Source organism: Streptomyces umbrinus (genome assembly GCF_030817415.1).
GTDB lineage: Bacteria > Actinomycetota > Actinomycetes > Streptomycetales > Streptomycetaceae > Streptomyces > Streptomyces umbrinus_A.
On the sequence record NZ_JAUSZI010000002.1, the window covers coordinates 1,953,482 to 1,975,512 of the forward strand.

Here is a 22,031-nt window from a genome sequence, read left to right on the forward strand (position 1 = left end):
ATTCTTCGTCATGTGACAGAGGGAGTAGATCCGTGATGACTCGTTCCGCGCGCCGGACCCGCCGGACCCTGCAGGTGGCCGGTGCGGGAGCCGCCGCGTTGCTCGCCCTGAGCGCCTGCTCCTCCTCCGACGACTCGTCGACGGGGTCCGACTCCTCCACGTCGGCGTCCTCGCCGGACAAGCTTTCCGGCACGGTGACCGTGTTCGCCGCGGCCTCTCTGAAGGAGAGCTTCACCGCGCTGGGCAAGGAGTTCGAGCAGGAGCACCCCGGCACGAAGGTGATGTTCAGCTTCGGCGGCAGCGACTCGCTCGCCGCGAGCATCACCGGCGGCGCCCCTGCCGACGTGTTCGCCTCCGCCAGCCCCAAGACGATGGCCATCGTCACGGACAAGGGCGACGCGTCGGGGACGCCCGCCACCTTCGTCCGCAATCAGCTCGAAATCGCCACCCTGCCCGGCAACCCCGACAAGATCGCCTCTCTCAAGGACCTCACCAAGTCGGGCCTGAAGGTCGTGCTCTGCGACAAGACCGTGCCGTGCGGCGCCGCCGCCCAGAAGGCCCTGGACGCCGGCAAGCTCAAGCTCACACCGGTCTCGTACGAGCAGGACGTCAAGGCCGCCCTGACCAAGGTCGAGCTCAAGGAGGCCGACGCGGCCGTCGTCTACAAGACCGATGTGAACGCCGCCGGTGACAAGGTGGAGGGCGTGGACTTCCCCGAGTCGGCCGACGCCATCAACGACTACCCGATCGTCCAGCTGAAGGACGCCCCCAACGCCGAGGCGGCCGAGGCGTTCATCGCGCTCGTGCAGTCCGCCGACGGCCAGAAGGTCCTGACCGAGGCCGGGTTCCTCAAGCCGTGACCTCCCCGACCGACGCGCCCGACAAGTCCGCCGCCGCGGCCGACACCCTCCGGGGTGGGCCGCGGCGCGGGCGCGTCCGGACGGGCTTCGGCCGGGGCGTACCGCTGCCCCTGCTGGTGCCCGCGCTGCTGGGCCTGGCGTTCCTGGTGCTGCCGCTGATCGCCCTGCTGGTCCGCACCCCCTGGCACAGCCTGCCGGACCAGCTGACCAGCCCCGAGGTCTGGCAGGCGCTGAAGCTGTCCCTGCTGTGCGCGACCGCGGCGACCGCCGTGAGCCTGGTGATCGGGGTGCCGCTGGCCTGGCTGCTGGCCCGGGTCGAGTTCCCCGGCCGCGGGCTCGTACGGGCCCTGGTCACGCTGCCGCTCGTCCTGCCCCCGGTGGTGGGCGGTGTGGCACTGCTGATGGCGCTGGGTCGCAACGGCATCGTCGGGCAGTGGCTGGACGCGTGGTTCGGGGTCACGCTGCCGTTCACCACCGCCGGGGTCGTCGTCGCCGAGGCGTTCGTGGCGATGCCGTTCCTGGTCATCAGTGTCGAGGGCACCCTGCGTGCCGCCGATCCGCGCTACGAGGAGGCGGCCGCCACGCTCGGCGCCTCCCGCTTCACCGCCTTCCGCCGCGTCACGCTCCCGCTGATCGCGCCCGGCATCGCGGCGGGCGCGGTCCTGGCCTGGGCGCGGGCGCTCGGCGAGTTCGGCGCGACGATCACCTTCGCGGGCAACTTCCCCGGCCGTACGCAGACCATGCCGCTGGCCGTCTACCTGGCCCTGCAGAGCGATCCCGAGGCGGCCATCGCCCTCAGCCTGGTGCTGCTCGCCGTGTCCGTCGCGGTCCTGGCCGGGCTGCGCGACCGCTGGATGACCGCCTCATGACCCACACCGAGAAGACCCAGAAGACCGAGAAGCCCGCGTACGAGGCCACTGGCGTGCCCGGCCCTGCTCCGGCGGGGCTGGACGCCCATCTGGTCGTCGACCGCGGCTCGTTCCGGCTCGACGTGGCGCTGACCGCCGCCCCCGGGGACGTGGTCGCGCTGCTGGGCCCCAACGGCGCCGGAAAGACCACCGCCCTGCGCGCCCTGGCCGGCCTGACGCCGCTCACCGGCGGCCATCTCCGCCTGGACGGTGCGGCGTTGGAGCGTACGGCGCCCGAGTCGCGCCCGGTCGGTGTCGTCTTCCAGGACTACTTGCTCTTCCCGCACCTCACGGCCCTGGACAACGTGGCTTTCGGCCCGCGCTGCCACGGTTCGACCAAGGCGGAGGCCCGCGCGCAGGCCGCCGAGTGGCTGGAGCGGATGGGATTGGCCGACCACGCCGGCGCCAGATCCCGCCGCCTCTCCGGCGGCCAGGCCCAGCGCGTCGCCCTCGCCCGCGCCCTCGCCACCAACCCCCGCCTGCTCCTCCTCGACGAACCCCTCGCCGCCCTCGACGCCCGCACCCGCCTGGAGGTACGGACCCAACTCCGCCGCCACCTCGCCGAGTTCGAGGCCGTCGCCGTACTCGTCACCCACGATCCGCTCGACGCCATGGTCCTGGCCGACCGTCTCGTCGTCATCGAGGACGGCCGCATCGTCCAGGAGGGCACCCCCGCCGACATCGCACGCCATCCGCGCACGGACTACATCGCGCACCTGGTGGGCCTGAACCTCTACAAGGGACAGGCCGAAGGCCACACGGTCCACGTGGACGACGGCCCGGCGATCACCACCACGGAGGATCTGACGGGCCCGGTCTTCGTGGCCTTCCCGCCCAGCGCGGTCACCCTCTACCGGGACCGCCCCACCGGATCCAGCGCCCGCAACCTCTGGCAGTGCGAGGTAGCCGGCATGGAGACCCACGGGGACCAGATCCGGGCCGACCTCACCGGCGAACTCCCCCTCGCCGCCGACCTGACCACCATGGCGGCCGCCGAACTCGACCTCCACCCCGGGGCCATGGTGTGGGCGACGGTCAAGGCGACCCAGACCCACGCCTACCCGGCCTGACACTCTCCGCTCACCACGGCACGCGAGGTCGTCGCCTCACCACGGCTCACGCCCCACCCGGCTACGGTGAAACCCACAGCCACCGCAAAGTGGGACATATTAACCAGGCATCTGTGAGGCATCCCGTCATGAGTCTGAGCATCCGCAACCAGCTCCCCGGCACCGTCACCGCCGTCACCCCGGGCGAGGCCATGGCGACCGTCAAGGTACGTCTCGACGGCGGGCAGGAACTCACCGCGGCGATCACCTTGGAGGCCGTGAAGGAACTCGGTCTCGCCGAGGGTTCCGCCGTCCGCGCCCTGGTGAAGTCCACCGAGATCTCGCTGGCCACCGGCTCGGTGGACGGCCTGTCCATCCGCAACCGGCTCCGCGGCACGGTCACCGACATCGCCACGGGCGGCGCCATGGCCTCCGTGAAGGTGAGCGTCGACGGCGGCAACCTGACCTCGGCGATCACGAAGGACGCCGTCACCGACCTCGGCCTGGGAACCGGTACCGCCGTCACCGCTCTGATCAAGTCGACCGAGGTGTCGCTCGCGACCATGTGAGAGGCAGGGATGCAAGGCCACGCATCAATCGCGTATGCCGCCATTCCAGTTCCTCCGCGGGAATCGCCGGCCGAATGTCGGCGAAGCGGGAAATGACCGCCCGGAGCGCGAGTTCGCCTTCGGCTCGCGCAAGGGGTGCTCCCAGGCATCTGTGGATTCCATGACCGAAGGCCAGGTGTCCGGTGGCACCACGGTTGAAATCGAGCTGGTCGGGATCGGGAAATCGGTCCGGGTCGCGGTTGGCGGCGCCGGGAGCGATGAGTACCGGAACGCCTTCGGGAATCACGGTCCCGCCGAGTGTGAGCTCCTCGGTGCTGTAGCGGAACGTGGCGATCCCGACTGGCGAGTCGAAGCGCAGCAACTCGTCCAGCGCACTCCCGAGGAGTTGCGGCTCGGCCCTCAACCGCGCGAGCGACTCGGGGTGCTGGAGAAGCGCCAGGGCGGCGTTGCCGATGAAGTTGGTGGTGGTCTCGTGGCCGGCCACGAGCAGGAGCACGGCGAGCGAAACGAGTTCGGCTTCGGTCAGCTGATCCTGGCCGTCGCGTACGGCGATGAGGTCGTCGAGCATCCCGCCGGGTGAACTGCGCCTGGAGGCGACGAGCTCGTTCATGTAGCCGCCGATGGCATGTGAGGCGGTGTCGATCCGTCGGGGGTCTCCGGCGGCGAACAGATCGCTCGACCAGGTGCGTACGAGCTGCCGGTCGGACTCGGGTACCCCCAGCATCTCGCAGATGACGGTGACCGGCAGAGGGACGGCGAGGCTCGCGACGAGGTCCACCGGTCCGCCCTCGGGCCAGGCGTCGAGCAACTCGTCGACCAGGCCGGCGATATAGGGGCGCATGCGTGCGACGGCCCCGGTGGTGAACGCCTTCGTCACCAGCGCCCGCAGCCGTGCGTGCTGCGGAGGGTCGGTGGCAAGCATGTTCCGGGAGACGGCCGGATGGAGGTCGCGCTGCGACGGCCGGCCGGCGAAGAACCGCGTGGTGTTCTTCGAAAGCCGAGGATCGGCGAATGCCTCCCGGGCCTCCGCGTAACCCGTGACCAGGTAGCTGGGGCGCCCTCCTGAACCGGTGGGCACCCTCCGCACCGGCGCCGCGTCCCGCAGCCGCGCGTAGGTCGGGTAGGGATCGGCGAAGAGCCGCGGATCCTGCAACGGGTCGGTCACGCTCGCGGCTCCATTCCCGAGGGTGCCGGTTCATGGGTGACGGGGCGAAGGCCGGCCCCCTTCGCGTGTACGAGGTTGTCACCGACTTGGTGTGAACACACAATCTCGCCCGGGGAGGGATAGCCGCGGGCGGCTCATCACGTCGTGGTGGTTGCGAGAAGGGGAGGGTCGATGGAGGCCACAAGTCACGACGAGTTCCGGGAATTCGTAGCGATGCGCTCCACCGCGCTGCTGCAGCTCGCGGTGCTGCTCACCGGCGGGGACCGGCACGCCGCGGAGGATCTGCTGCAGATTGCGCTCATGAAGGCCTACGGGCGCTGGGCTCATGTCGAGCAGCCCGAGGCGTACGTCCGTCAGGTCATGTACCGCCAGCAGGTCAACCGCTGGCGGCTGCGCAGGCACCGCGCCGAGACGACGGTGCCCGTACTGCCCGAGTCCGGCGGCGACGCCGACACCGAGTCGGGCACCGAGCTGCGGATCGCGCTGTGGGCGGCGCTCGGAAAACTGACGAAACGGCAGCGGGCCGTGGTCGTACTGCGTTACTTCGAGGACCTGCCGGAGGCCGAGGTCGCCGCGCTGCTGAGATGTCCGGTCGGCACGGTGCGCAGTACGGCGTACCGGTCGCTCGCCAAGCTCCGGCTGCTCGTACCGGAGCTCGGGCCCGAAAATCCCGCGGAACAGGTGCAGCAGCTCAGTTACACGCCGAAGGAGGTCCAGGGATGACGACGGAGCAGGTGGAGGAGAAGGTCCGGGAGACACTGCGCGCGGTCGCCCTGGACCGGGTGCGCGCACCCGGGGACCTGGCCGAAACGGTGGTACGACGGCGCAGTCGGCGCCGTTTCTCGCAGGCCGCGGGGGCGGCGGTGGCCGTTGCCGCGATCACGGTGGGGGCGGTGCTCGGCCTCGGGGGCGGTGGTGCTGCCGAGCAGGACCGGCCTGTGCGCCCGGCGGTGTCGCCGGAGGGCTGGAAACCGTGGCAGAGCAACGCCCGGGGCGCCGGCGAGCGGGGCTGCCTGGTGGATGGTTCCGCGCTGTACTGCAGCGGTTCCAAGTACGACGTCGCGAAGTTCGACGCCAACACCGGCGAGCGGCTGTGGACCGTCAAGGTCAACCGCGAGGGCGACGGGCCCGACCACGCGTTCGCCGCGCGTGACGGCGTGGTCTACGCCTACCGCAATCACACCGCGGACAAGGAGCCGAACGGCGACTACATGGGCGGTACGGATCTGATGGCGGTGGACGCCGACACCGGCAAGGTGCTGTGGACGGCCGAGATGCCGCAGGACGACCGCACCGACCAGGCCGCCATGCTCATCGACGGCGCGGTACTGGCCAACACGCCGACGCTCCGCACGATGTCGGCCCTCGATCCGCTGACCGGTCAGGAGAAGTGGCGCCACACCTGGGACAAGGGCATCGTGTGCCAACGCGCGGTGCTGAGCGGGGTGCCCTATCTCCTGTGCAACCAGGACACCGAGAAGCAGGACGACACCGACGTCATCCGTCTCGATCCCGCCACCGGTAGTGCCGAGAAGGTCTTGACCATGCCCGGCAGGCAACAGTTCCTCGGGACCTCGGGCGACCGGATGGTCCTGATCGCAGCGAAGAATGCGGGCGACAAGGACCTGCGGCTGACCACCCTCAGCGGCTCCGGCGAGCAGACCTCGCACTCCTACCGGATCGAGGGAGAGCCGGCCAACTCGGACATCGTCGGTGATCTTCTGATCTCCGTGTCCTGGAAGGGCAAGGCCTCGGCCTACTCGCTGACCACGGGCAAGACCCTGTGGACCGGGCCGGTGGGCGTCAGGATGCCCGACAAGGACACGATGACGGGCCTCGCGGCTCCCGTGGTGCCGGCGGGCCAAGGGGTCGTGTACTTCGTCGGTCCGACCGGCGATCTGTCCGGCCTCGACCTGCGCACGGGTGAACGGATCTGGCGCGGCCACGCCGACACCGGCAACCAGAAGCCGGGCCCCGCCTTCGGGGACACGCCCCAACTCCTGCTCTACGAGGACGTTCTGGTCGCCCGGAGCGGCAGCAGGATCGTCTCCCTTTTGCCGCAGATCGGGGACTGACCCGAAGGACCATCGGCCGGGGTGGCAACGCTGCCCCGGCCGACGACCCGGGCCACGAACGACCGAACCCGCCTCCCCCTCACAGAGAACGCCCTCCGAGCGTCACTTGTCCTGATCGCGCGCGACGTTGATGGCTTGTCCGTCTCGGAGATCTGCTCGTTGAGGGCCATCACCTCCCCGGCCAGGGTGTGGACCAGCTTCGCGATGGTCTTCTCCCCGGGGACGGCGGTGTGCTGACGCCCGGCGGCCTCCACGGCGGCCTCCACGGCGGCCTCGGCCAGGGCTCTGGCGTTTCGGACCGTGTGGTTGGCCGGCCACTTCGCCAGCCGTGCGGTTCCAGTGCGGCGGATCGCGGCAGGGGTCTGGTAGCCCGTCAGCAGTTTCAACGGGCCCGTGTTGGTCACGTCCAGGGCCCGCTCCAGGGCCGGGAACATGCTCAGCAGGGTGCCGCGCAGGCGGTTGACCGAACGGGTCCGGTCCTCGACCAGGTCAGCTCTGCGTCCGGTCAACAACTTCAGCTCGATCGTGGCTTCGTCGCCCGGGCGGATGGGTCGCAGATCGCGGCGCATTCTGGCCTGGTCGGCGATGACGTAGGCGTCGCGGGCGTCGGTCCTACCCTCGCCGCGGTAGCCGTCGGATGCCCGGTTGACCAGCCGGCCGGGTATGTAGAGGGCCTCCTGGCCATGGTTGACCAGCAGGGCCAGCATCAGCGCGGGTTCTCCGCCGGTCATGTCGATGGCCCAGGTGACGTGGCGGCCGTCGGCGAGGTCCAGGACATCTCCGATCAGCTTCAGCAGCTCGGGCTCGTCGTTGGCCACCCGGCGCGACAGCAGCGTCTTGCCGTCCATGTCCAGGGCGAGGCCGTGATGGTGGCCCTTGCCGCTGTCGATCCCCACCCATATCCGGCTCATCGTGCTCCTGACGTACGTGTTCGTGCTGTTCGTGCCACGGACGACCTCGCCGGCATTGCTCTACACAGCGACCTGTTCGCACTTCCTGATCGGCGGCCGAGTCGTCGTGGGGAGCCGGGCGGCCAAGCCATCAAAGCCATGATCGGCAGCTGCCTGACAGCCACACCCGGCTCCCCTGGGCGTCCTCACCCTACGAATGGGAGGAGCAACCCGCTTCAGAAAGGTAGAGCTGCCTGAAGTTGCAGCCAGGTCGGATCCGTTGCGGCTGCGGCATGAAGCAGCGCTGCGCCATCGCCCGCGCGTACGCGGTGGACCCTCAAGTGCTGCTGATGGACGAGCCGTTCGGCGCTCTCGACGCGCTCACCCGGGTCCAGTTGCAGGACCAGCTGCTGCGCACCTGGAGCCAGGAGAAGCGGACCGTGCTGTTCATCACCCATGACGTGGACGAGGCCGTCTACCTGGCCAACCGTGTCGTCGTCATGGCGGCGGGTCCCGGGCGCATCCACCGCGTCATCGACGTGGACCTGTCCTATCCGCGCACGGAGGAGATACGGCTGTCCGCGGAGTTCCGCCGCATCCGCAACGAAGTCTGGACCTCCGTCTACCACCAGGACGAAGCCGCCCCGGCCGCATAACCGCCCGACGGCTTTCCGCTCCCCAGCCTCGTACCGCACGAGAGGAACCATCCACCATGTACCGAAGCACGGTCAGACGCGCCCTCACGACACTGCCCGCCGTATTCATTCTGTCGCTGTCCGTGAGCGCGTGTTCCGGGAGCGGGTCCGGCGACGACTCCACGGTCAGGTTCGGCTACATCGGTGACTACAACGGAGCCAGTCTGCTGGCGATCGCCGAGAAGCAGGGGCTGTGGAAGAAGGCCGGGCTGACCGCGGAGACGAAGACGTTCAACAACGGCCCGGTGCAGATCCAGGCGCTCAGTGCCGGCGACCTCGACTACGGCTACATCGGCCCCGGCGCCGTGTGGCTGCCCGCCTCCGGTCACTCCAAGATCATCGCCATCAATACGCTCACGTACGCGGACCGGGTCATAGGCCAGCCCGGGATGGACTCCATGAAGGACCTCAAGGGCAAGAAGATCGGCGTGCCCGAGGGCACTTCCGGCGACATGATCCTCAACATCGCGCTGGCGGAGGCCGGCATGACCGACAAGGACATCGCCAAGGTCAACATGGATCCGTCCACGATCGTCTCCGCCTTCTCCTCCGGGAAGATCGATGGCGCCGGCTTCTTCTATCCGGCCATCGACACCATCAAGAAGAAGGTGCCGAACCTGGTGGAGGTCGCCAGCACCGAGGACACCGGGGATTCCTTCCCCACCGCGTTCGTCGCTGGCAACAAGGTGCCGGAAGAGAAGAACAGCAAGGTGGTCAAGGTACTGCAGCAGGCCAACGACTGGCGCAAGGCACACCCCGCCGAGACCATCGCGCTCACCGCGAAGCTGCTGGAGGTCTCCGAAGCCCGGACGAAGGCCGACGCCTCCCACGTCCGGACCCTCTCCACCGCAGACCTGGTCGCCAAGACTAAGAGCGGTGAAGTGGACAAGTGGCTGAAGACACTTGGCGATTTCTTCGTACGCAACAAGCAGCTGGGCGAGAACCCCGATCCGGGTGAGTACTACGCGGGCGAGCTCTACGAGAAGGCGCAGGGCGGCAAGTAGGGCGGCCTCCCGCACCGTCCCGACCCGTCCGTGAGGCAACGCGAACTCGCCTCGTACGACTCGAAAGGCACCGCCGTGCGCCACAACATGCTCTTCCTGATGACCGACCAGCACCGCGTCGACACCCTCGGCGTCTACGGCAACCCGCACGTGCGCACCCCCAATCTGGACCGCCTCGCCGCACAGGGCACCCGCTTCGACAGCTGCTACACGCCGACCGCCATCTGCACCCCGGCCCGGGCCAGCCTGCTGACCGGCGCGGCACCCTTCCGGCACAAGCTGCTCGCCAACTACGAGCGCAACGTGGGGTACTTGGAGGACCTGGCCGACGGCCAGTTCACGTTCGCCGAGCAACTGCGCAGCGAGGGCTACAACCTGGGCCTCCTGGGCAAGTGGCACGGCGGCGTCCGGCGCACCGCCGCCGACTACGGCTTCCAGGGCCCGGACCTCGCCGGCTGGCACAACCCCGTCGATCACCCCGACTACCTGGCCTACCTCAAGGAGAACGGCCTTCCCGAGTACGCCATCAGCGCCCGGATGCGCGGCACGACCCCAACGGCAGCCCCGGCAACCTCCTCGCGGCCCGGCTGCACCAGCCCGTCGAGGCCACCTTCGAGTACTACCTGGCGACCCGCACCATCGAGATGCTCCACCGCTTCGCCGGGAACGAGCAGTCCGGGGAGGGTGTCCCGTTCTTCCTCGCCGCCCACTTCTTCGGCCCGCACCTGCCGTACATCCTCCCCGACGAGTACTTCGACCTGTACGACCCGGACCTGGTGGAGCTACCGGCCTCCATAGGCGAGACCTTCGCGGGCAAACCACCGGTGCAGAGCAACTACAGCAAGCTGTGGGCGTTCGACACCATGCCGATCGAGGACAGCCGCAAACTCATCGCCGTCTACTGGGGTTACGTCACGCTCATCGACGAGCAGATCGGCCGCATCCTCGACGCCGTACGGGAGTTGGGCCTGGACGAGCGCACCGCGGTGTGCTTCACCGCCGACCACGGCGAGTTCACCGGCGCCCACCGGCTGCACGACAAGGGCCCCGCCATGTACGAGGACATCTACCGCATCCCCGGGCTGCTGCGGGTGCCGGGCGCCGTACCGGGCCAGGTGCGCGAGGAGTTCGTCTCCCTCACCGACTACACGGCGACCATCCTGGAACTCGCCGGCAGCGACCCCGCCCCGGCCGTCGACAGCCGCAGCCTGCTGCCCCTTGCCCGCGGCGAACGGCCGGCCTGGGACGAGCATCATCTGGCCGAGTACCACGGCCACCACTTCCCGTACCCGCAGCGCATGCTGCGCACCCGGCGCCACAAGCTGGTCGTCAACCCCGAGTCGCGCAACGAGCTGTACGACCTGCAGACCGACCCGGACGAGCTGCTCAACCGCTACGACCACCCCGAACTCCTGGACGTACGCACACAGTTGATGCACCGGCTGTACCGCCTGCTACGGGACCGCGGCGACAACTTCTTCCACTGGATGACACCCATGTACGACGTGCCGACCGACCACGACACCACCCTGTCGTCGTTCGAGACGGACAAGGCCGGCGGCGCGGGCTCCTCGACCCTCACCGCTACGGATGCCTCGACGCCGGTCGGCGGTACGCGATGAGCGGCCCATCGAGCGCGGACCGGGCCTCTCCCTCGTGCTGCGCCCCGTCCCGCGTCGGCGCCGTCGGCGCGGGGCCGGTCGCCCTCGCACCCATGTCGCCCGCCGCCCGCACCCGGTCGCCCGGCCACGACACCCGCGTCGCCCTGCCCGGCGGAACCTTCCGAATGGGCACCGAGGACGCGGACGCGAACCCCGGCGACCGTGAGGGCCCCGTCCGTGAGGTGGCCGTGGACGCGTTCGCCATCGACGCCCACGCCGTGACCACCGCCCGCTTCGCGGCCTTCGTCGCGGACACCGGGCACCGCACCGAGGCCGAGCGCCACGGCTGGAGCTTCGTCTTCGCCTGCTTCCTGCCAGGCGACCTGAGACGCGTCTCCCCCCGCCCCGACGCCACCCCGTGGTGGTGCGGAGTCCAGGGAGCCACCTGGCGCACCCCGGAGGGACCCGACAGCGACCTCGAAGGCCGCTGGGACCATCCCGTCACCCACGTCGGCTGGTCCGACGCCAAGGCGTTCGCCGGGTGGGCCGGCGGACGGCTGCCCACCGAGACCGAGTGGGAGTACGCCGCCCGCGGCGGCCTCGACCAGGCCCGCTACCCATAGGGCGACGAACTCACCCCCGACGGCGAGCACCGCTGCCACATCTGGCAGGGCACCTTCCCCACCAAGAACACCCCCGAGGACGGCTACACCGGCACCGCGCCCGTCCACGCCTTCCCGCCGAACGCCTACGGCCTCTACAACGTTTCCGGAAACGTGTGGGAGTGGTGCGCCGACGCGTGGGACACCAAGTCCCCGGAACTGCGCGTCATGCGCGGAGGCTCGTACCTGTGCCACGACTCGTACTGCAACCGCTATCGCGTCGCCGCCCGCACGGCCAACACCACCGACAGCACGACGGGCAACCTCGGCTTCCGGGTCGCCTACCCCACCGACGGCCCGCAAGCCTCCCCCGACGGCCGACTGGATCGGCTGCGATCGCCTGACCTCCAGACACGCGAAAAGCCGCCCTCTCATCAGTGAGAGAACGACCTCCGACCTGCAAAAAGCTGCTCGGTACGACAGGATTTCAACCTGCGACCCCTTGACCCCGGTTGGGTGATCGAGGAGACCATTTCCCGGCTGTCCGACTCTCGTCGGCTGTGGATACCGGCAATGAATGACACGGCGCTGGCAAGTACCCATTCCGGCGCCGCGCGGTGGAGCGAACTGCGCGAGCAAGCTGCGAACGCGCCAATCTGCGAAGGCCCCGTCCGGACCCCAAAAGAAGGCCGGAGTTCGGCGCCGTTCTGGCCAATCTTCCGGCAATTTCCTCAGGCCCAATTGGGCATGCGCGCGACCCTGTGTGCGCCCTGTCCCCGCCACGTAGCCCCCGGAATTCACAAGTACGGATCGCGCGAGCGGCAGGGGGCGCATCGAGACCGGCAAGGAAGACGACGAAGAGGCCCCAAGGGATCTTGTGCACCCGTCGAACGTAGCTGTTCACTCCAATTCGACGGGAAGGATGACAGGTAGCGGGAGTCGATCGCCCAGCCCGCCTCCGGGGGACCCACAGGGGCACGCCGTGGTGGACGAACAGCGGGAAGCCGCTGTCGAACCGGGCACCGCAGAAGGCCCGCTGCAGCTCGTCGATCACGACCGCCGCTACCGCACAGAGGCAGCGCCCGGGGGCCGTCGGACGAGCTGCTGGAGTGCGCGGTTGCGTCAGTCACCTGTAGGCGGTCACCGGTAGACGGGGCCAGCCCCATAGCTTGACCACAAATTACACACACCCCCTCTACAGACTGGCAACGATGGTCTAGATTGACCGTGCTTCAGCTGATCGGACACGAGGCGACCAGTAATGATCTATAGGTCCGGCACGACAAAAGGCCAGCAGCCGCGTCCCCCGCGCCACGCGTGGGGATGATCAATTCTTGATCCCGCGAGAGGGCTTCGGGTGCGGGGAGCACCCGAGGTTTCGACGGGGTTCCCGCACACCTTGAGAGTCTGGCAGGACATACGAGTCCACTGCCGCCAGGGTGAGTTGTTCAAGTAACGCTCAAAGAGCCGTGAAGTCATGCGCGGAGAGGCGGGTGCCTCCTGCGGGAAGGGACTGTGCGGGAGGGTGGGGCCTCCCGGGGGAGGGACAGTGTTAGGCGATCACGTCGTACCACTGGGAACCGGGGGGTTCTGTGCGGCAGGGGGGAATAGTCGGCCCTTTTTCGTCAGCGCGCGGGAATCTGACGAACGGGGCAATCAGCCGGCCCGCAATCGACTGGGAGCAGCGGTACCGCCGTACCGTGATCACCAGCGATACCGTGGCAACCGCTTTCGTGGTGGCCGCGATCGGCAACTTCTTCGGGGCCCGGGACGCGGCCAACTGGCATGAGAAGTGGGGAATTCTCGCATTCGGCACCGAGCTGCTGGTGCTGGGAGCGCTCGCGGTGAGCCGGTCGTGGTCTCCGGCCGTGCTCGGCCAGGGCGCCGAGGAATTCCGCCGGCTCGGACGCTCACTGTTCACGGCGACCGTCGTGCTGGCGCTCGGCGGGATCGCACTCACCTCACGCAACATCAAGCTCTGGATCTTCGTCGCGATCCCCGCGATCGCGCTCGTCACCATGACCGCGCGGTATCTGCTCCGCCTACGGCTTCACCGACAGCGCAAGGAAGGACGGTGCCTGAGACCGGTGCTCGCTGCCGGGAGCCCGGACACCGTGCGCGACCTGATCGCGCGAACCCGCAAGTTCCCGCACATCGGCTGGCGGGTGGACGCGGTGTGCACGACGGACGGTCGCGGGCTCGACGGTGACCACCTGGACGGAGTGCCGGTCGTCGGCCTACTGACGGACGTCGCCAAGCACGTCCGCCACGACGGCTACCGCGTCGTCGCCATCACACCGGACCCGCACTGGTCACCGGACCGGCTGCAGCGGCTGGCCTGGAACCTCGAAGGCAGCGATGCCGAGATGGTCGTGGCCCCCGTGCTGATGGAAGTGGCCGGCCCTCGGCTGCACGTCGACGCGGTGCTCGGGATCCCGCTGCTGCGAGTCAGTCTGCCGACCTTCACCGGGGGCCGCCGGGCGATCAAAGGGGTCGTCGACCGATTGGGCGCAACGATTCTGCTGATGCTGTTCGCACCGCTGATGGTGTTCGTCGCGCTGCTCGTGATGGTGGACACCCGTGGTGGGGCCTTCTACCGCCAGCGCAGGGTCGGCAAGAACGGCCGCGAGTTCACCATTCTCAAGTTCCGCACCATGGTCGCCGGGGCTCACGGGGTACGTGCCGAGCTGGCCGACCGCAACGAGGGCGCAGGCCTGCTGTTCAAGCTCCGCCAGGATCCGCGGGTGACCCGGGTGGGAGCAGTGCTGCGCCGGTACTCGCTCGACGAACTCCCCCAGCTTTTCAACGTACTCACCGGATCGATGTCGCTCGTCGGTCCGCGGCCTCCGCTGCCGGAGGAGACCGCTGAGTACGGCCCGGACATCCGGCGGCGGCTGCTGGTCAAGCCCGGGCTCACCGGCCTGTGGCAGATCAGCGGACGCAGCGATCTGGCGTGGGAGGAGGCGGTCCGCCTCGACCTGCGGTACGTCGAGGACTGGTCGCTCGCCCTGGACACAGTGATCTTGTGGAAGACGCTGCGTGCGGTGCTCCATGGGCAGGGGGCGTATTGATGCGCGGGGGTCGTCGTCCGGCACGCGCGCGGACTGCAGGCCGCAGGGGCCTGCCTGGGGGGAGGGACAGGTCATGAAGGTCAGCGTTTTCGGGCTCGGCTACGTGGGCTGCGTGTCAGCCGCGTGCCTGGCCAGCATGGGTCACGAGGTCATCGGGGTGGACGTGAACCAGGTGAAGGTCGACCTGGTCAACGACGGCAAGGCCCCGGTGGTCGAGGAACGGATCGGCGAGCTCATCGCCGACGTCGTGCGGACCGGGGCCTTGAGAGCCACCGACGACGTCCGCGAGGCGATCATGGACAGCGAGGTGTCGCTGGTCTGCGTGGGCACGCCGTCCGAGCCCAACGGCAGCCTGTGCACCACGTACTTGGAGCGGGTCACCGAGCAGATAGGTGCCGTGCTGGCCGAGGGGGCCAGGAAGGGGGGCCGGCACACCGTCGTGTTCCGCAGCACCATGCTCCCGGGCACCTGCCTGAACCTGCTGGTCCCGATCCTGGAGAAGTCCGTCGGCGGCACGGCCGGGGTGGACATCGGGGTCGCGGTCAACCCGGAGTTCCTGCGCGAGGGCACGAGCGTGCGGGACTTCTTCGACCCGCCCAAGACCGTCATCGGCGAGCTGGACCCGGCAAGCGGCGACGCGGTGACGGCGCTGTACGACGGCTTGCCCGGCGAGGTGTTCCGGGTGCCGGTCCCGACGGCCGAGGCGATCAAGTACGCGGACAACGCGTTCCACGGCCTCAAGATCGGCTTCGCCAACGAGCTGGGCGCGGTGTACCAGGCGCTCGGGGTGGACTCGCACCAGGTGATGGATGTCTTCCTGGCCGACCGCAAGCTGAACATCAGCCCCGCCTACCTGCGGCCCGGGTTCGCCTTCGGTGGCTCCTGCCTGCCCAAGGACCTGCGCAGCCTGGTCCACGCGGCGCAGCGGGCCGACATCTCCGTACCCATCCTCGCCCACGTACTGCCCTCCAACTCCGACCATCTGCAGCGCGCGGTGGAGCTGGTCGAGCGCACCGGCAAACGCCGGGTGGGCCTGTTCGGGTTGTCCTTCAAACCCGGCACCGACGACCTCCGCGAGAGCCCGCTCGTCGAGCTGGCGGAGAGACTCTTCGGCAAGGGGTACGACCTGCGGATCTACGACGCCAACGTGAGCCTCTCCCGGCTGATCGGCGCGAACCGCGAGTACATCGAGACCCGGCTGCCGCACCTCGCGCAACTGCTCGCGGAGTCCGTCGACGAGGTGCTGGAGCACTCCGAGGTGTGCCTGGTCGGGACCAGGGATCCGGCCGTGCTGTCGGCGCTGCCCCATGGCGACGGCCCGGTGATCGTCGACCTCATCCACCTTCCCGACGCCGACGCGCGCCGGACCGAACCGGGGTACGTGGGCCTTGCTTGGTGACAGATCGTTCGAAGACGCGGCCGACAGCGACGGCCCTGGCCGTCGCGCGCTGATCCTGGTGGAGAACCTGTCGGTGCCGTTCGACCGGCGGGTGTGGCAGGAGTGCACGACGCTGCGCGACGCGGGCTGGGAAGTGCACGTCATCTGTCCCCGGGGGGAGAAGCGGGACACGGAGCCGGAGGCGGAGATCGACGGGGTACGGATCCACCGCTACCCGTTGCGCGCGGCCACCGGAGGGCCGGCCGGCTATCTGCGGGAGTACGGATCGGCGTTGTGGCACACGGCCCGATTGGCCCGCAAGGTCGGCCCGGTCGACGTGGTCCATGCCTGCAACCCGCCCGACCTGCTGTTCCTGCCTGCACTGTGGCTGAAGCGGCGCGGCGCGCGGTTCGTCTTCGACCAGCACGACCTGGTACCCGAGCTGTACCTCTCCCGGTTCGACCGCGGCGAGGATCTGCTCTACCGCGCCGTGTGCGCGCTGGAACGGCGGACCTACCGGGCCGCGGACGTCGTACTCGCCACGAACGAGAGCTACCGGGACGTCGCGGTGCGCCGTGGCGGCCGGCGGCCGGAGGACGTTTTCGTGGTACGCAGCGCGCCCCAGACCGACCGGTTCCAACCGGTGCCGCCCGAGCCGGAGTTGAAGCGCGGCAAGCCTCATCTGCTGTGCTACCTCGGGGTCATGGGCCCGCAGGACGGCGTCGACTACGCCTTGCGGGCCCTCGCGAAGCTGCGCGACGAGTTCGGGCGGACCGACTGGCATGCGGTGTTCGTCGGCTCCGGCGACGCCTTCGACGCGATGGTGGAGCTGTCCCGGAAGCTCGGTTTCTCCGAACAGGTGCAGTTCACCGGGCGCATTCCGGACGCCGACCTGGTGCGCTACCTGTCCACCGCTGACGTGTGCCTCTCCCCCGACCCGCGCAATCCGCTCAACGACGTGTCGACCATGAACAAGGTCCTGGAGTACATGGCGATGGGCCGGCCGATCGTCTCGTTCGACCTCCGGGAGGCGCGCGTCTCCGCCGATGACGCCGCCCTCTACGCGCCCGCCAACGACGAGGCCGAATTCGCCAAGCTCATCACGGTGCTCCTCGACGATCCGGAGAAGCGGGCCCGGATGGGCAGGATCGGCCAGGAGCGGATCAGCGGGCAGCTTTCCTGGCGCAACTCGCAGACGTCGCTGCTCGCCGCCTACGCCGCCGCGTGCCGTGACCATGCTCCGGTGTCGGCGAACGACCCGAACCGCACAGGGAAGAGGCAGCGCCGTTGAGCGAAGACACGATCCGCCTGGCCACGATCGGGCGGATTCTCCGTCGGCGGTGGCGGCTTCTGGCCACCCTCGCCGTGGTGGGCGCACTCGTCGGCTACGGCGCCTCGGTGGTGTTCCCGCCGCGGTACACGACCTCGGCGTCGGTACTGCTGCCGGGGCAGTGGGAAGAGCGCGAGCTGCTGACCCAGGTGGACATCGCGACCAGTTCGACGGTGATCGACCGCGCGGCCGCCGAGCTCGGCTGGCCGGGCGTCAGCGGCGCCGAGCTGCGGGATCGGGTGAGCGCCAAGGCATCCGACGGGAACATCATCCAGATCTCGGGTACGGCGGGCACCCCGGAGCGCGCGCAGCGGCTCTCCGACCAGGTGGCCCGGCAGTTCGTCACCTTCGCCGCGCGGATCGCGGGCGGCACCGACTCCGAAGCGGCCACGGCGCCCGAGACGCTGCGGCAGCAGGTGGAGGAGACCAACCGCCGCATCACCGAGCTGGCCAAGGCGGCCGATCCGGGGAAGACCGTGGAGAGCGTGCAGGCCCGCACCTCGCTCGAGAAGCTGCGGACCTCGCTGGAGGAGGCCATGACGAAGCTGGACCAGGCCGATCCGGCGAGCAGCCTGGCCGGCATGGTCGTCATGGGTCCCGCGGCCCGGCCGACCGGCGAGGCGCCGCCGACGAGGATGCAGCTCATCGTCGCCGGGGCACTGCTGTTCTTCCTGTTCGCGGTCATCGGTCATCTCGCCGCCGCACGGCTGAACCGCCGGCTGCGCACCGAACCGGAGATCGCCGCGGCCCTGGGCTCGGCGCTGCTCGGCACCGTCGACGTGCCTGATGAACGGCGCGCGCACCGGCCGGAGGACAGCGGCCCACGGGCCTCGATCCGCCGACTCCTCGGCATCGACACCCGGTGGGACATACCGGCCCCGCAGAGGTCGGTCGACGAGGCCGGCAGGCAGATCCGCTACCGGCGGGTGTGCGCTCGCCTCCGGGACCAACTCTCCTCCCCCCGGCGGCTGTTGGCTGTCGTACCGGACGGCGACGAGGTCGCCCGCCGGGCCGCGGGGCAGCTCGTCGCCGAGGCCAAGGGCGATCCGCTGCTGCGGGTCGTGGAGGTTTCGGTGGACCGGCCGATGGTGCCGGACCGCGACACCGAGTCCGGTGTCCTGGTCGTACTCAGCGCGGGCAGCTGGACCGCACAGGAGCTCGCCGGCATCGCCGAGGCGTGTGCGGACGGCAGGCACGAGGTCGTCGGCATCGTCGTCGCCGGCACGGTCCGGGCCCGTGAGACACGGTCTGCCGGTCATCCGCCGGAGAGCGCCTCTCCCGAACTCGCGGTTCGCGGCCACTCGACGGGAGGTTCAGCGTGACGACGAGCACGACTTCGGAGTCGTCGGCCGCCACTCCGCTCTTCGACCTTCAGGCACTGGTGGTGGCGGTGCGCAGGCGCCGCCGCCTCTGGTGCGCCATGGCGCTCCTCGGGCTGGTGGCCGGCGGGGCGGTGGCGGTCCTGCTGCCGCCTCCGCCGAGCGCGGTGACCAAGGTGCTGGTCGCGCATGCGGAGGACCAGCCGAACGACACCGGAACGCTGATGCGCACCGACGTCGCGGTGCTGGGGACCACGCGGATCGCCGACGAGGCCCTGCGGGCCCTCAAGTCCCGGGAGAAGCCGGAGGACTTCATGCGGGACTACCGGGGCACCGGCTTGACCAACAACGTGATGCAGATCGATGTGACAGGTGACAGCGACGCGGAAGCGGTGGCCCGGGCCAAGGCGCTGGCCGACGCGTTCATCGCGGACCATGTGCGACGGATGCGGGAAACCGCGACGGCCGAGTCCAAGGCCCTGCTCGACCAGCGTGACCGCATGCGGGACGAACTCGCCCAGGTCAATGAGGAGATCGGAAGCCGAACGCCGGAGAGCGAGCCGACGGCGTCGGCGACCATCGAGACGCTCTTCGCCCGCCGGGCCGAACTCAACTCGCGGATCGCCGATTTCGACCAGCGCGCCGCGGAGGCGCGCACCGGCACGCCCAAGGTCGTCGCCGGCACGCAGATCGTGGACGCCCCGCGCGCGGTGCGGCACTGCCTGCCCAGGACCGCTGTCACCAATGCCGCGATCGGACTCGTCCTCGGGCTCGTCGTCGGGCTCGCCCTTGCCGCGGTCCGCACGGTGGTGGCGGACCGCCCCGTGCTGCGTCGGGACATCGCGGCGAACCTGGGCGCCTCGGTCATCGCCGAACTGCCCCGCCGGTCGGGCAAGCTGTGGCAGCGCCGACGGACCCGGGCGACACGCGAACGGCTCACCGCGCATCTGGCCCGCACCGTACGCGGCTCCGCGGAACCGGTGTCGCTGCTGGAACTGGGCTGTGCGCGCAGCACCAGCGTGATCGCCCTGGACCTCGCCGGGGCACTGGCGGCGGAGGGGCCGGTGGTCGTCATCGACGGTCTGCCCGGCCCGCAGCTCGCAGGCCGCCGCCCGAAGCCAGGAGCCCCCACCGTGGTCAGCGGCGAGCGTGCCGCGGCCGTGTCGCATCAGGAGCGCCCGATCGGCGTCGGCTCGGTCGCGCCCGGCACCGCGTGGACCGACCTCCAGTACCTCGGCACCCGGACCGTGCTCGTCGTGCGTGCCGGGCACGGCAGCGCCGCGTGGCTGCACACCGTGGCGCGGCAGCTCGCGGACCAGCGCATTCCGGTGATCGGGGTGGTGCTGATCGACCCCGATCCGCGTGACCGGACCGACGGGACGCTGTGGGACGGGCTGCACACCGCGCTGCGCGGCCAGAGCGAGCGGCCGGCCCGGCAGAACGGTGGGGGTACCTCCCACGCCGTTCAGGCAGTGGGGGAGGACCTGCGGCGGACGGAGCGGCTGCCGGTGCGGGCCGCCCAGGGCCCGGACAACGACCAGGAGGCGCGGTAGGACATGTGTGGCATCGCAGGCACTTACCGATGGCCGGACGGGAAGGTCGTGACCGACCGGCTCACCGAAACCCTCGCCCACCGCGGTCCGGACGGGACGGGCCGGTACGGCCACCCCGTCGGTGACGGCGAGGTACAGCTCGGGCACCGCCGGCTGGCCATCATCGACCTGTCCGGGACCGGCGCCCAGCCGATGGTCTCGGGCGGCCTCGTCCTGACGTACAACGGCGAGCTGTACAACGCGCCCGAGCTGCGTGGCGAACTGGCATCCGCCGGGGTGCGCTTCCGTGGTACCTCCGACACCGAAGTGCTGCTCGAGGCCTGGCGTCGCTGGGGCACGGACTGCCTGCCCCGGCTGCGCGGCATGTTCGCGTTCGGGATCTTCGACGAGCGAACCGGTGACCTGGTGCTAGCCCGCGACCAGTTGGGCATCAAGCCGCTGTTCCTGCTCCGGCGCGGCGGGGGCCTGATGTTCGCCTCCGAGCTCAAGGCGCTCGCCGCCGCCACCGGCGGATCGCTGCAGGTGGACCATGGGGCGCTGGTGGCCTCGCTGCTGTACTACTGGGTGCCGGACTCACGGTGTGCGTTCCGCGAAGCGGAGAAGCTGCCGCCGGGGAGCTGGATGAGGTTCCGGCCCGACGGCCGCGTGGAGCGCGGCCGGTACTGGCACCTGAAGGACGTCGCCGCCGAAGGCCAGGAGCGGGCCCGGAGCGGCGAACAGCCGGATCTGGCCGCCATCGTCGAGGAGTCGACGCGGCGCCACCTGCTCTCCGACGTACCCGTGGCGACCTTCCTCTCCGGCGGCCTCGACTCCAGCTACCTGACCGCGCTGGCGGCCCGCGACCGGCCCGGGATCTCCGCTTACACGATCGGGTTCCGCGCCGAGGACGCCAGGTTCGAGGCGATGCCGGACGACCTGCGCTATGCCCGGCAGGTGGCCGAGCGGTTCGGCGTCGACCTGCACGAGATCGAGATCGCCCCGAACGTGCTCGACCTGCTGCCGCAGATGACGTACAGCCTGGACGAGCCGATCGGCGACCCCGCCGCGATCAACACGTTTCTGATCTGCGAGGCCGCCAGGGAGGCCGGGGTCAAGGTGATGCTCTCGGGGATGGGCGCCGACGAGCTGTTCGCCGGATACCGCAAGCACCTGGCCAACCTGATCGCGCTGCGCTACCAGCGCGTCCCGCGGCCCCTGCGGCGCGGCCTGTCCAGGGCCGTGGACCGGTTGCCGGTCGCAACGGCCCGCCGGGGGTACCGGTCGGTGCGCTTCGCCAAGCGGTTCCTCTCCTTCGCCGATCTGCCGGAGGAGACCGCGTTCCGGCGCAGCTACACCATGTACGACCAGGAGGAGCTACTGGCCCTGGTCAACCCGGACTTGGCCGGGGCGGTCGACGACGTGCTGACCGAGCACGCGGACATCTACCAGGACAACGACCTCGACGACTTCGTCAACCGCATGTGCCTGGGCGACGCCCGGATGTTCCTGCCGGGCCTGAACCTCGCCTACACGGACCGCTCCAGCATGGCCGCGTCGACCGAGGTGCGGGTGCCGTACGTGGATGTCGAGGTGGTCAAGGCGGCGTTCGCCGTGCCCGGCGACCGCAAGATCGTCGGACGACAGGGCAAGGCCGTCCTCAAGGAGGCGGCCACCTCGATCCTGCCCCGGGAGATCGTGTACCGGCCCAAGGGCCTGTTCAGCGCCCCTTTGCGCGCCTGGATGAGCCGGGATCTGGCACCGCTGGTGCGCGAGGTGGTCAACGACGGTGTGCTCGTCAACTCCGGGCTCCTGCGCCGTGACGCGCTGGCGCGCATGGTCGCCGAGGACGCCGCCGGGCAGCGGGACTTCTCCAAGCATCTGTGGCATGTGCTGACCCTCGAGTACTGGTACCGCGACGCGACCTCCGGGTCCGGTCGGAGCGCTCGCTCGGCGGCGTAGAGAACGGCGAAGACGACGAAGACT

The 22,031-nt window shown here is 69.8% G+C and carries 14 protein-coding genes and 4 pseudogenes; 16 read left to right on the top strand and 2 right to left on the bottom strand.

What is annotated here, in order from left to right:
• Positions 1-35: 35 nt before the first annotated feature.
• From modA to QF035_RS09330, 4 genes are all read left to right on the top strand, one after another.
• Positions 36-860 (top strand): molybdate ABC transporter substrate-binding protein, encoded by an 825-nt coding sequence (modA, locus tag QF035_RS09315; protein WP_307519536.1) that lies wholly within the window; start codon positions 36-38, stop codon positions 858-860.
• Complete coding sequence (locus QF035_RS09320; protein ID WP_307519537.1) at positions 857-1,729, top strand: ABC transporter permease; 873 nt, start codon at positions 857-859, stop codon at positions 1,727-1,729. The genes modA and QF035_RS09320 overlap by 4 nt, the downstream gene beginning before the upstream one ends.
• Positions 1,726-2,838, top strand: a complete 1,113-nt coding sequence (locus QF035_RS09325; protein ID WP_307519538.1) for an ABC transporter ATP-binding protein — start codon at positions 1,726-1,728, stop codon at positions 2,836-2,838. Before QF035_RS09320 ends, QF035_RS09325 begins: the two co-directional genes overlap by 4 nt.
• Before the next feature lie 128 nt (positions 2,839-2,966).
• Positions 2,967-3,386: a TOBE domain-containing protein gene (locus QF035_RS09330; RefSeq protein WP_307519539.1), complete on the top strand. Its 420-nt coding sequence runs from the start codon at positions 2,967-2,969 to the stop codon at positions 3,384-3,386.
• On the opposite strand, the gene QF035_RS09335 is transcribed toward QF035_RS09330, so the two are convergent.
• Positions 3,352-4,551 (bottom strand): cytochrome P450 family protein, encoded by a 1,200-nt coding sequence (locus tag QF035_RS09335; RefSeq protein ID WP_307519541.1) that lies wholly within the window; start codon positions 4,549-4,551, stop codon positions 3,352-3,354. The two genes, QF035_RS09330 and QF035_RS09335, sit on opposite strands and share 35 nt — an antisense overlap.
• A gap of 171 nt (positions 4,552-4,722) precedes the next feature.
• Here QF035_RS09335 and QF035_RS09340 point away from each other — a divergent pair, with 171 nt between their 5' ends.
• Both QF035_RS09340 and QF035_RS09345 read left to right on the top strand, forming a co-directional pair.
• Positions 4,723-5,274, top strand: a complete 552-nt coding sequence (locus QF035_RS09340; RefSeq protein ID WP_307519543.1) for a SigE family RNA polymerase sigma factor — start codon at positions 4,723-4,725, stop codon at positions 5,272-5,274.
• Positions 5,271-6,626 (top strand): outer membrane protein assembly factor BamB family protein, encoded by a 1,356-nt coding sequence (locus QF035_RS09345; RefSeq protein WP_307519545.1) that lies wholly within the window; start codon positions 5,271-5,273, stop codon positions 6,624-6,626. The genes QF035_RS09340 and QF035_RS09345 overlap by 4 nt, the downstream gene beginning before the upstream one ends.
• Positions 6,627-6,760: 134 nt before the next feature.
• Here QF035_RS09345 and QF035_RS09350 read toward each other — a convergent pair.
• Positions 6,761-7,537, bottom strand: a pseudogene (locus QF035_RS09350) (IS110 family transposase); the annotation flags it as partial.
• A gap of 269 nt (positions 7,538-7,806) precedes the next feature.
• Here QF035_RS09350 and QF035_RS09355 point away from each other — a divergent pair.
• The 10 genes and pseudogenes from QF035_RS09355 to asnB all read left to right on the top strand — a co-directional run.
• Positions 7,807-8,172: pseudogene (locus QF035_RS09355) on the top strand (ABC transporter ATP-binding protein); the annotation flags it as partial.
• Positions 8,173-8,228: 56 nt separating this feature from the next.
• On the top strand, positions 8,229-9,215 hold the full coding sequence (locus QF035_RS09360; protein ID WP_307519547.1) for an aliphatic sulfonate ABC transporter substrate-binding protein: 987 nt from the start codon (positions 8,229-8,231) through the stop codon (positions 9,213-9,215).
• Positions 9,216-9,302: 87 nt separating this feature from the next.
• Positions 9,303-10,837: pseudogene (locus tag QF035_RS09365) on the top strand (sulfatase-like hydrolase/transferase).
• Positions 10,838-10,929: 92 nt separating this feature from the next.
• Positions 10,930-11,859, top strand: a pseudogene (locus QF035_RS09370) (formylglycine-generating enzyme family protein).
• Positions 11,860-13,010: 1,151 nt separating this feature from the next.
• A complete protein-coding gene (locus tag QF035_RS09375; protein ID WP_307519549.1) occupies positions 13,011-14,489 on the top strand; it encodes a sugar transferase in 1,479 nt (492 codons plus the stop codon).
• Positions 14,490-14,562: 73 nt separating this feature from the next.
• Positions 14,563-15,888 carry a nucleotide sugar dehydrogenase gene (locus QF035_RS09380; RefSeq protein WP_307519551.1) on the top strand — a complete coding sequence of 442 codons (1,326 nt, stop codon included), beginning with the start codon at positions 14,563-14,565 and terminating at the stop codon, positions 15,886-15,888.
• On the top strand, positions 15,878-17,158 hold the full coding sequence (locus QF035_RS09385) for a glycosyltransferase family 4 protein (protein ID WP_307519552.1): 1,281 nt from the start codon (positions 15,878-15,880) through the stop codon (positions 17,156-17,158). The genes QF035_RS09380 and QF035_RS09385 overlap by 11 nt, the downstream gene beginning before the upstream one ends.
• Positions 17,155-18,519: a Wzz/FepE/Etk N-terminal domain-containing protein gene (locus QF035_RS09390; RefSeq protein ID WP_307519554.1), complete on the top strand. Its 1,365-nt coding sequence runs from the start codon at positions 17,155-17,157 to the stop codon at positions 18,517-18,519. Before QF035_RS09385 ends, QF035_RS09390 begins: the two co-directional genes overlap by 4 nt.
• On the top strand, positions 18,516-20,069 hold the full coding sequence (locus tag QF035_RS09395; RefSeq protein WP_307519555.1) for a Wzz/FepE/Etk N-terminal domain-containing protein: 1,554 nt from the start codon (positions 18,516-18,518) through the stop codon (positions 20,067-20,069). Before QF035_RS09390 ends, QF035_RS09395 begins: the two co-directional genes overlap by 4 nt.
• A 3-nt stretch (positions 20,070-20,072) precedes the next feature.
• Positions 20,073-22,007 (top strand): asparagine synthase (glutamine-hydrolyzing), encoded by a 1,935-nt coding sequence (gene asnB / locus QF035_RS09400; protein ID WP_307519556.1) that lies wholly within the window; start codon positions 20,073-20,075, stop codon positions 22,005-22,007.
• Positions 22,008-22,031: the final 24 nt, after the last annotated feature.

Excerpts from the sequence above, each read along its gene's own strand:
- QF035_RS09340 (WP_307519543.1), top strand. The coding sequence starts at position 4,723 with ATGGAGGCCACAAGTCACGACGAGTTCCGGGAATTCGTAGCGATGCGC.
- QF035_RS09325 (WP_307519538.1), top strand. The coding sequence starts at position 1,726 with ATGACCCACACCGAGAAGACCCAGAAGACCGAGAAGCCCGCGTACGAG.
- QF035_RS09380 (WP_307519551.1), top strand. The coding sequence starts at position 14,563 with ATGAAGGTCAGCGTTTTCGGGCTCGGCTACGTGGGCTGCGTGTCAGCC.
- asnB (WP_307519556.1), top strand. The coding sequence starts at position 20,073 with ATGTGTGGCATCGCAGGCACTTACCGATGGCCGGACGGGAAGGTCGTG.
- QF035_RS09360 (WP_307519547.1), top strand. The coding sequence starts at position 8,229 with ATGTACCGAAGCACGGTCAGACGCGCCCTCACGACACTGCCCGCCGTA.
- modA (WP_307519536.1), top strand. The coding sequence starts at position 36 with ATGACTCGTTCCGCGCGCCGGACCCGCCGGACCCTGCAGGTGGCCGGT.
- QF035_RS09330 (WP_307519539.1), top strand. The coding sequence starts at position 2,967 with ATGAGTCTGAGCATCCGCAACCAGCTCCCCGGCACCGTCACCGCCGTC.
- QF035_RS09345 (WP_307519545.1), top strand. The coding sequence starts at position 5,271 with ATGACGACGGAGCAGGTGGAGGAGAAGGTCCGGGAGACACTGCGCGCG.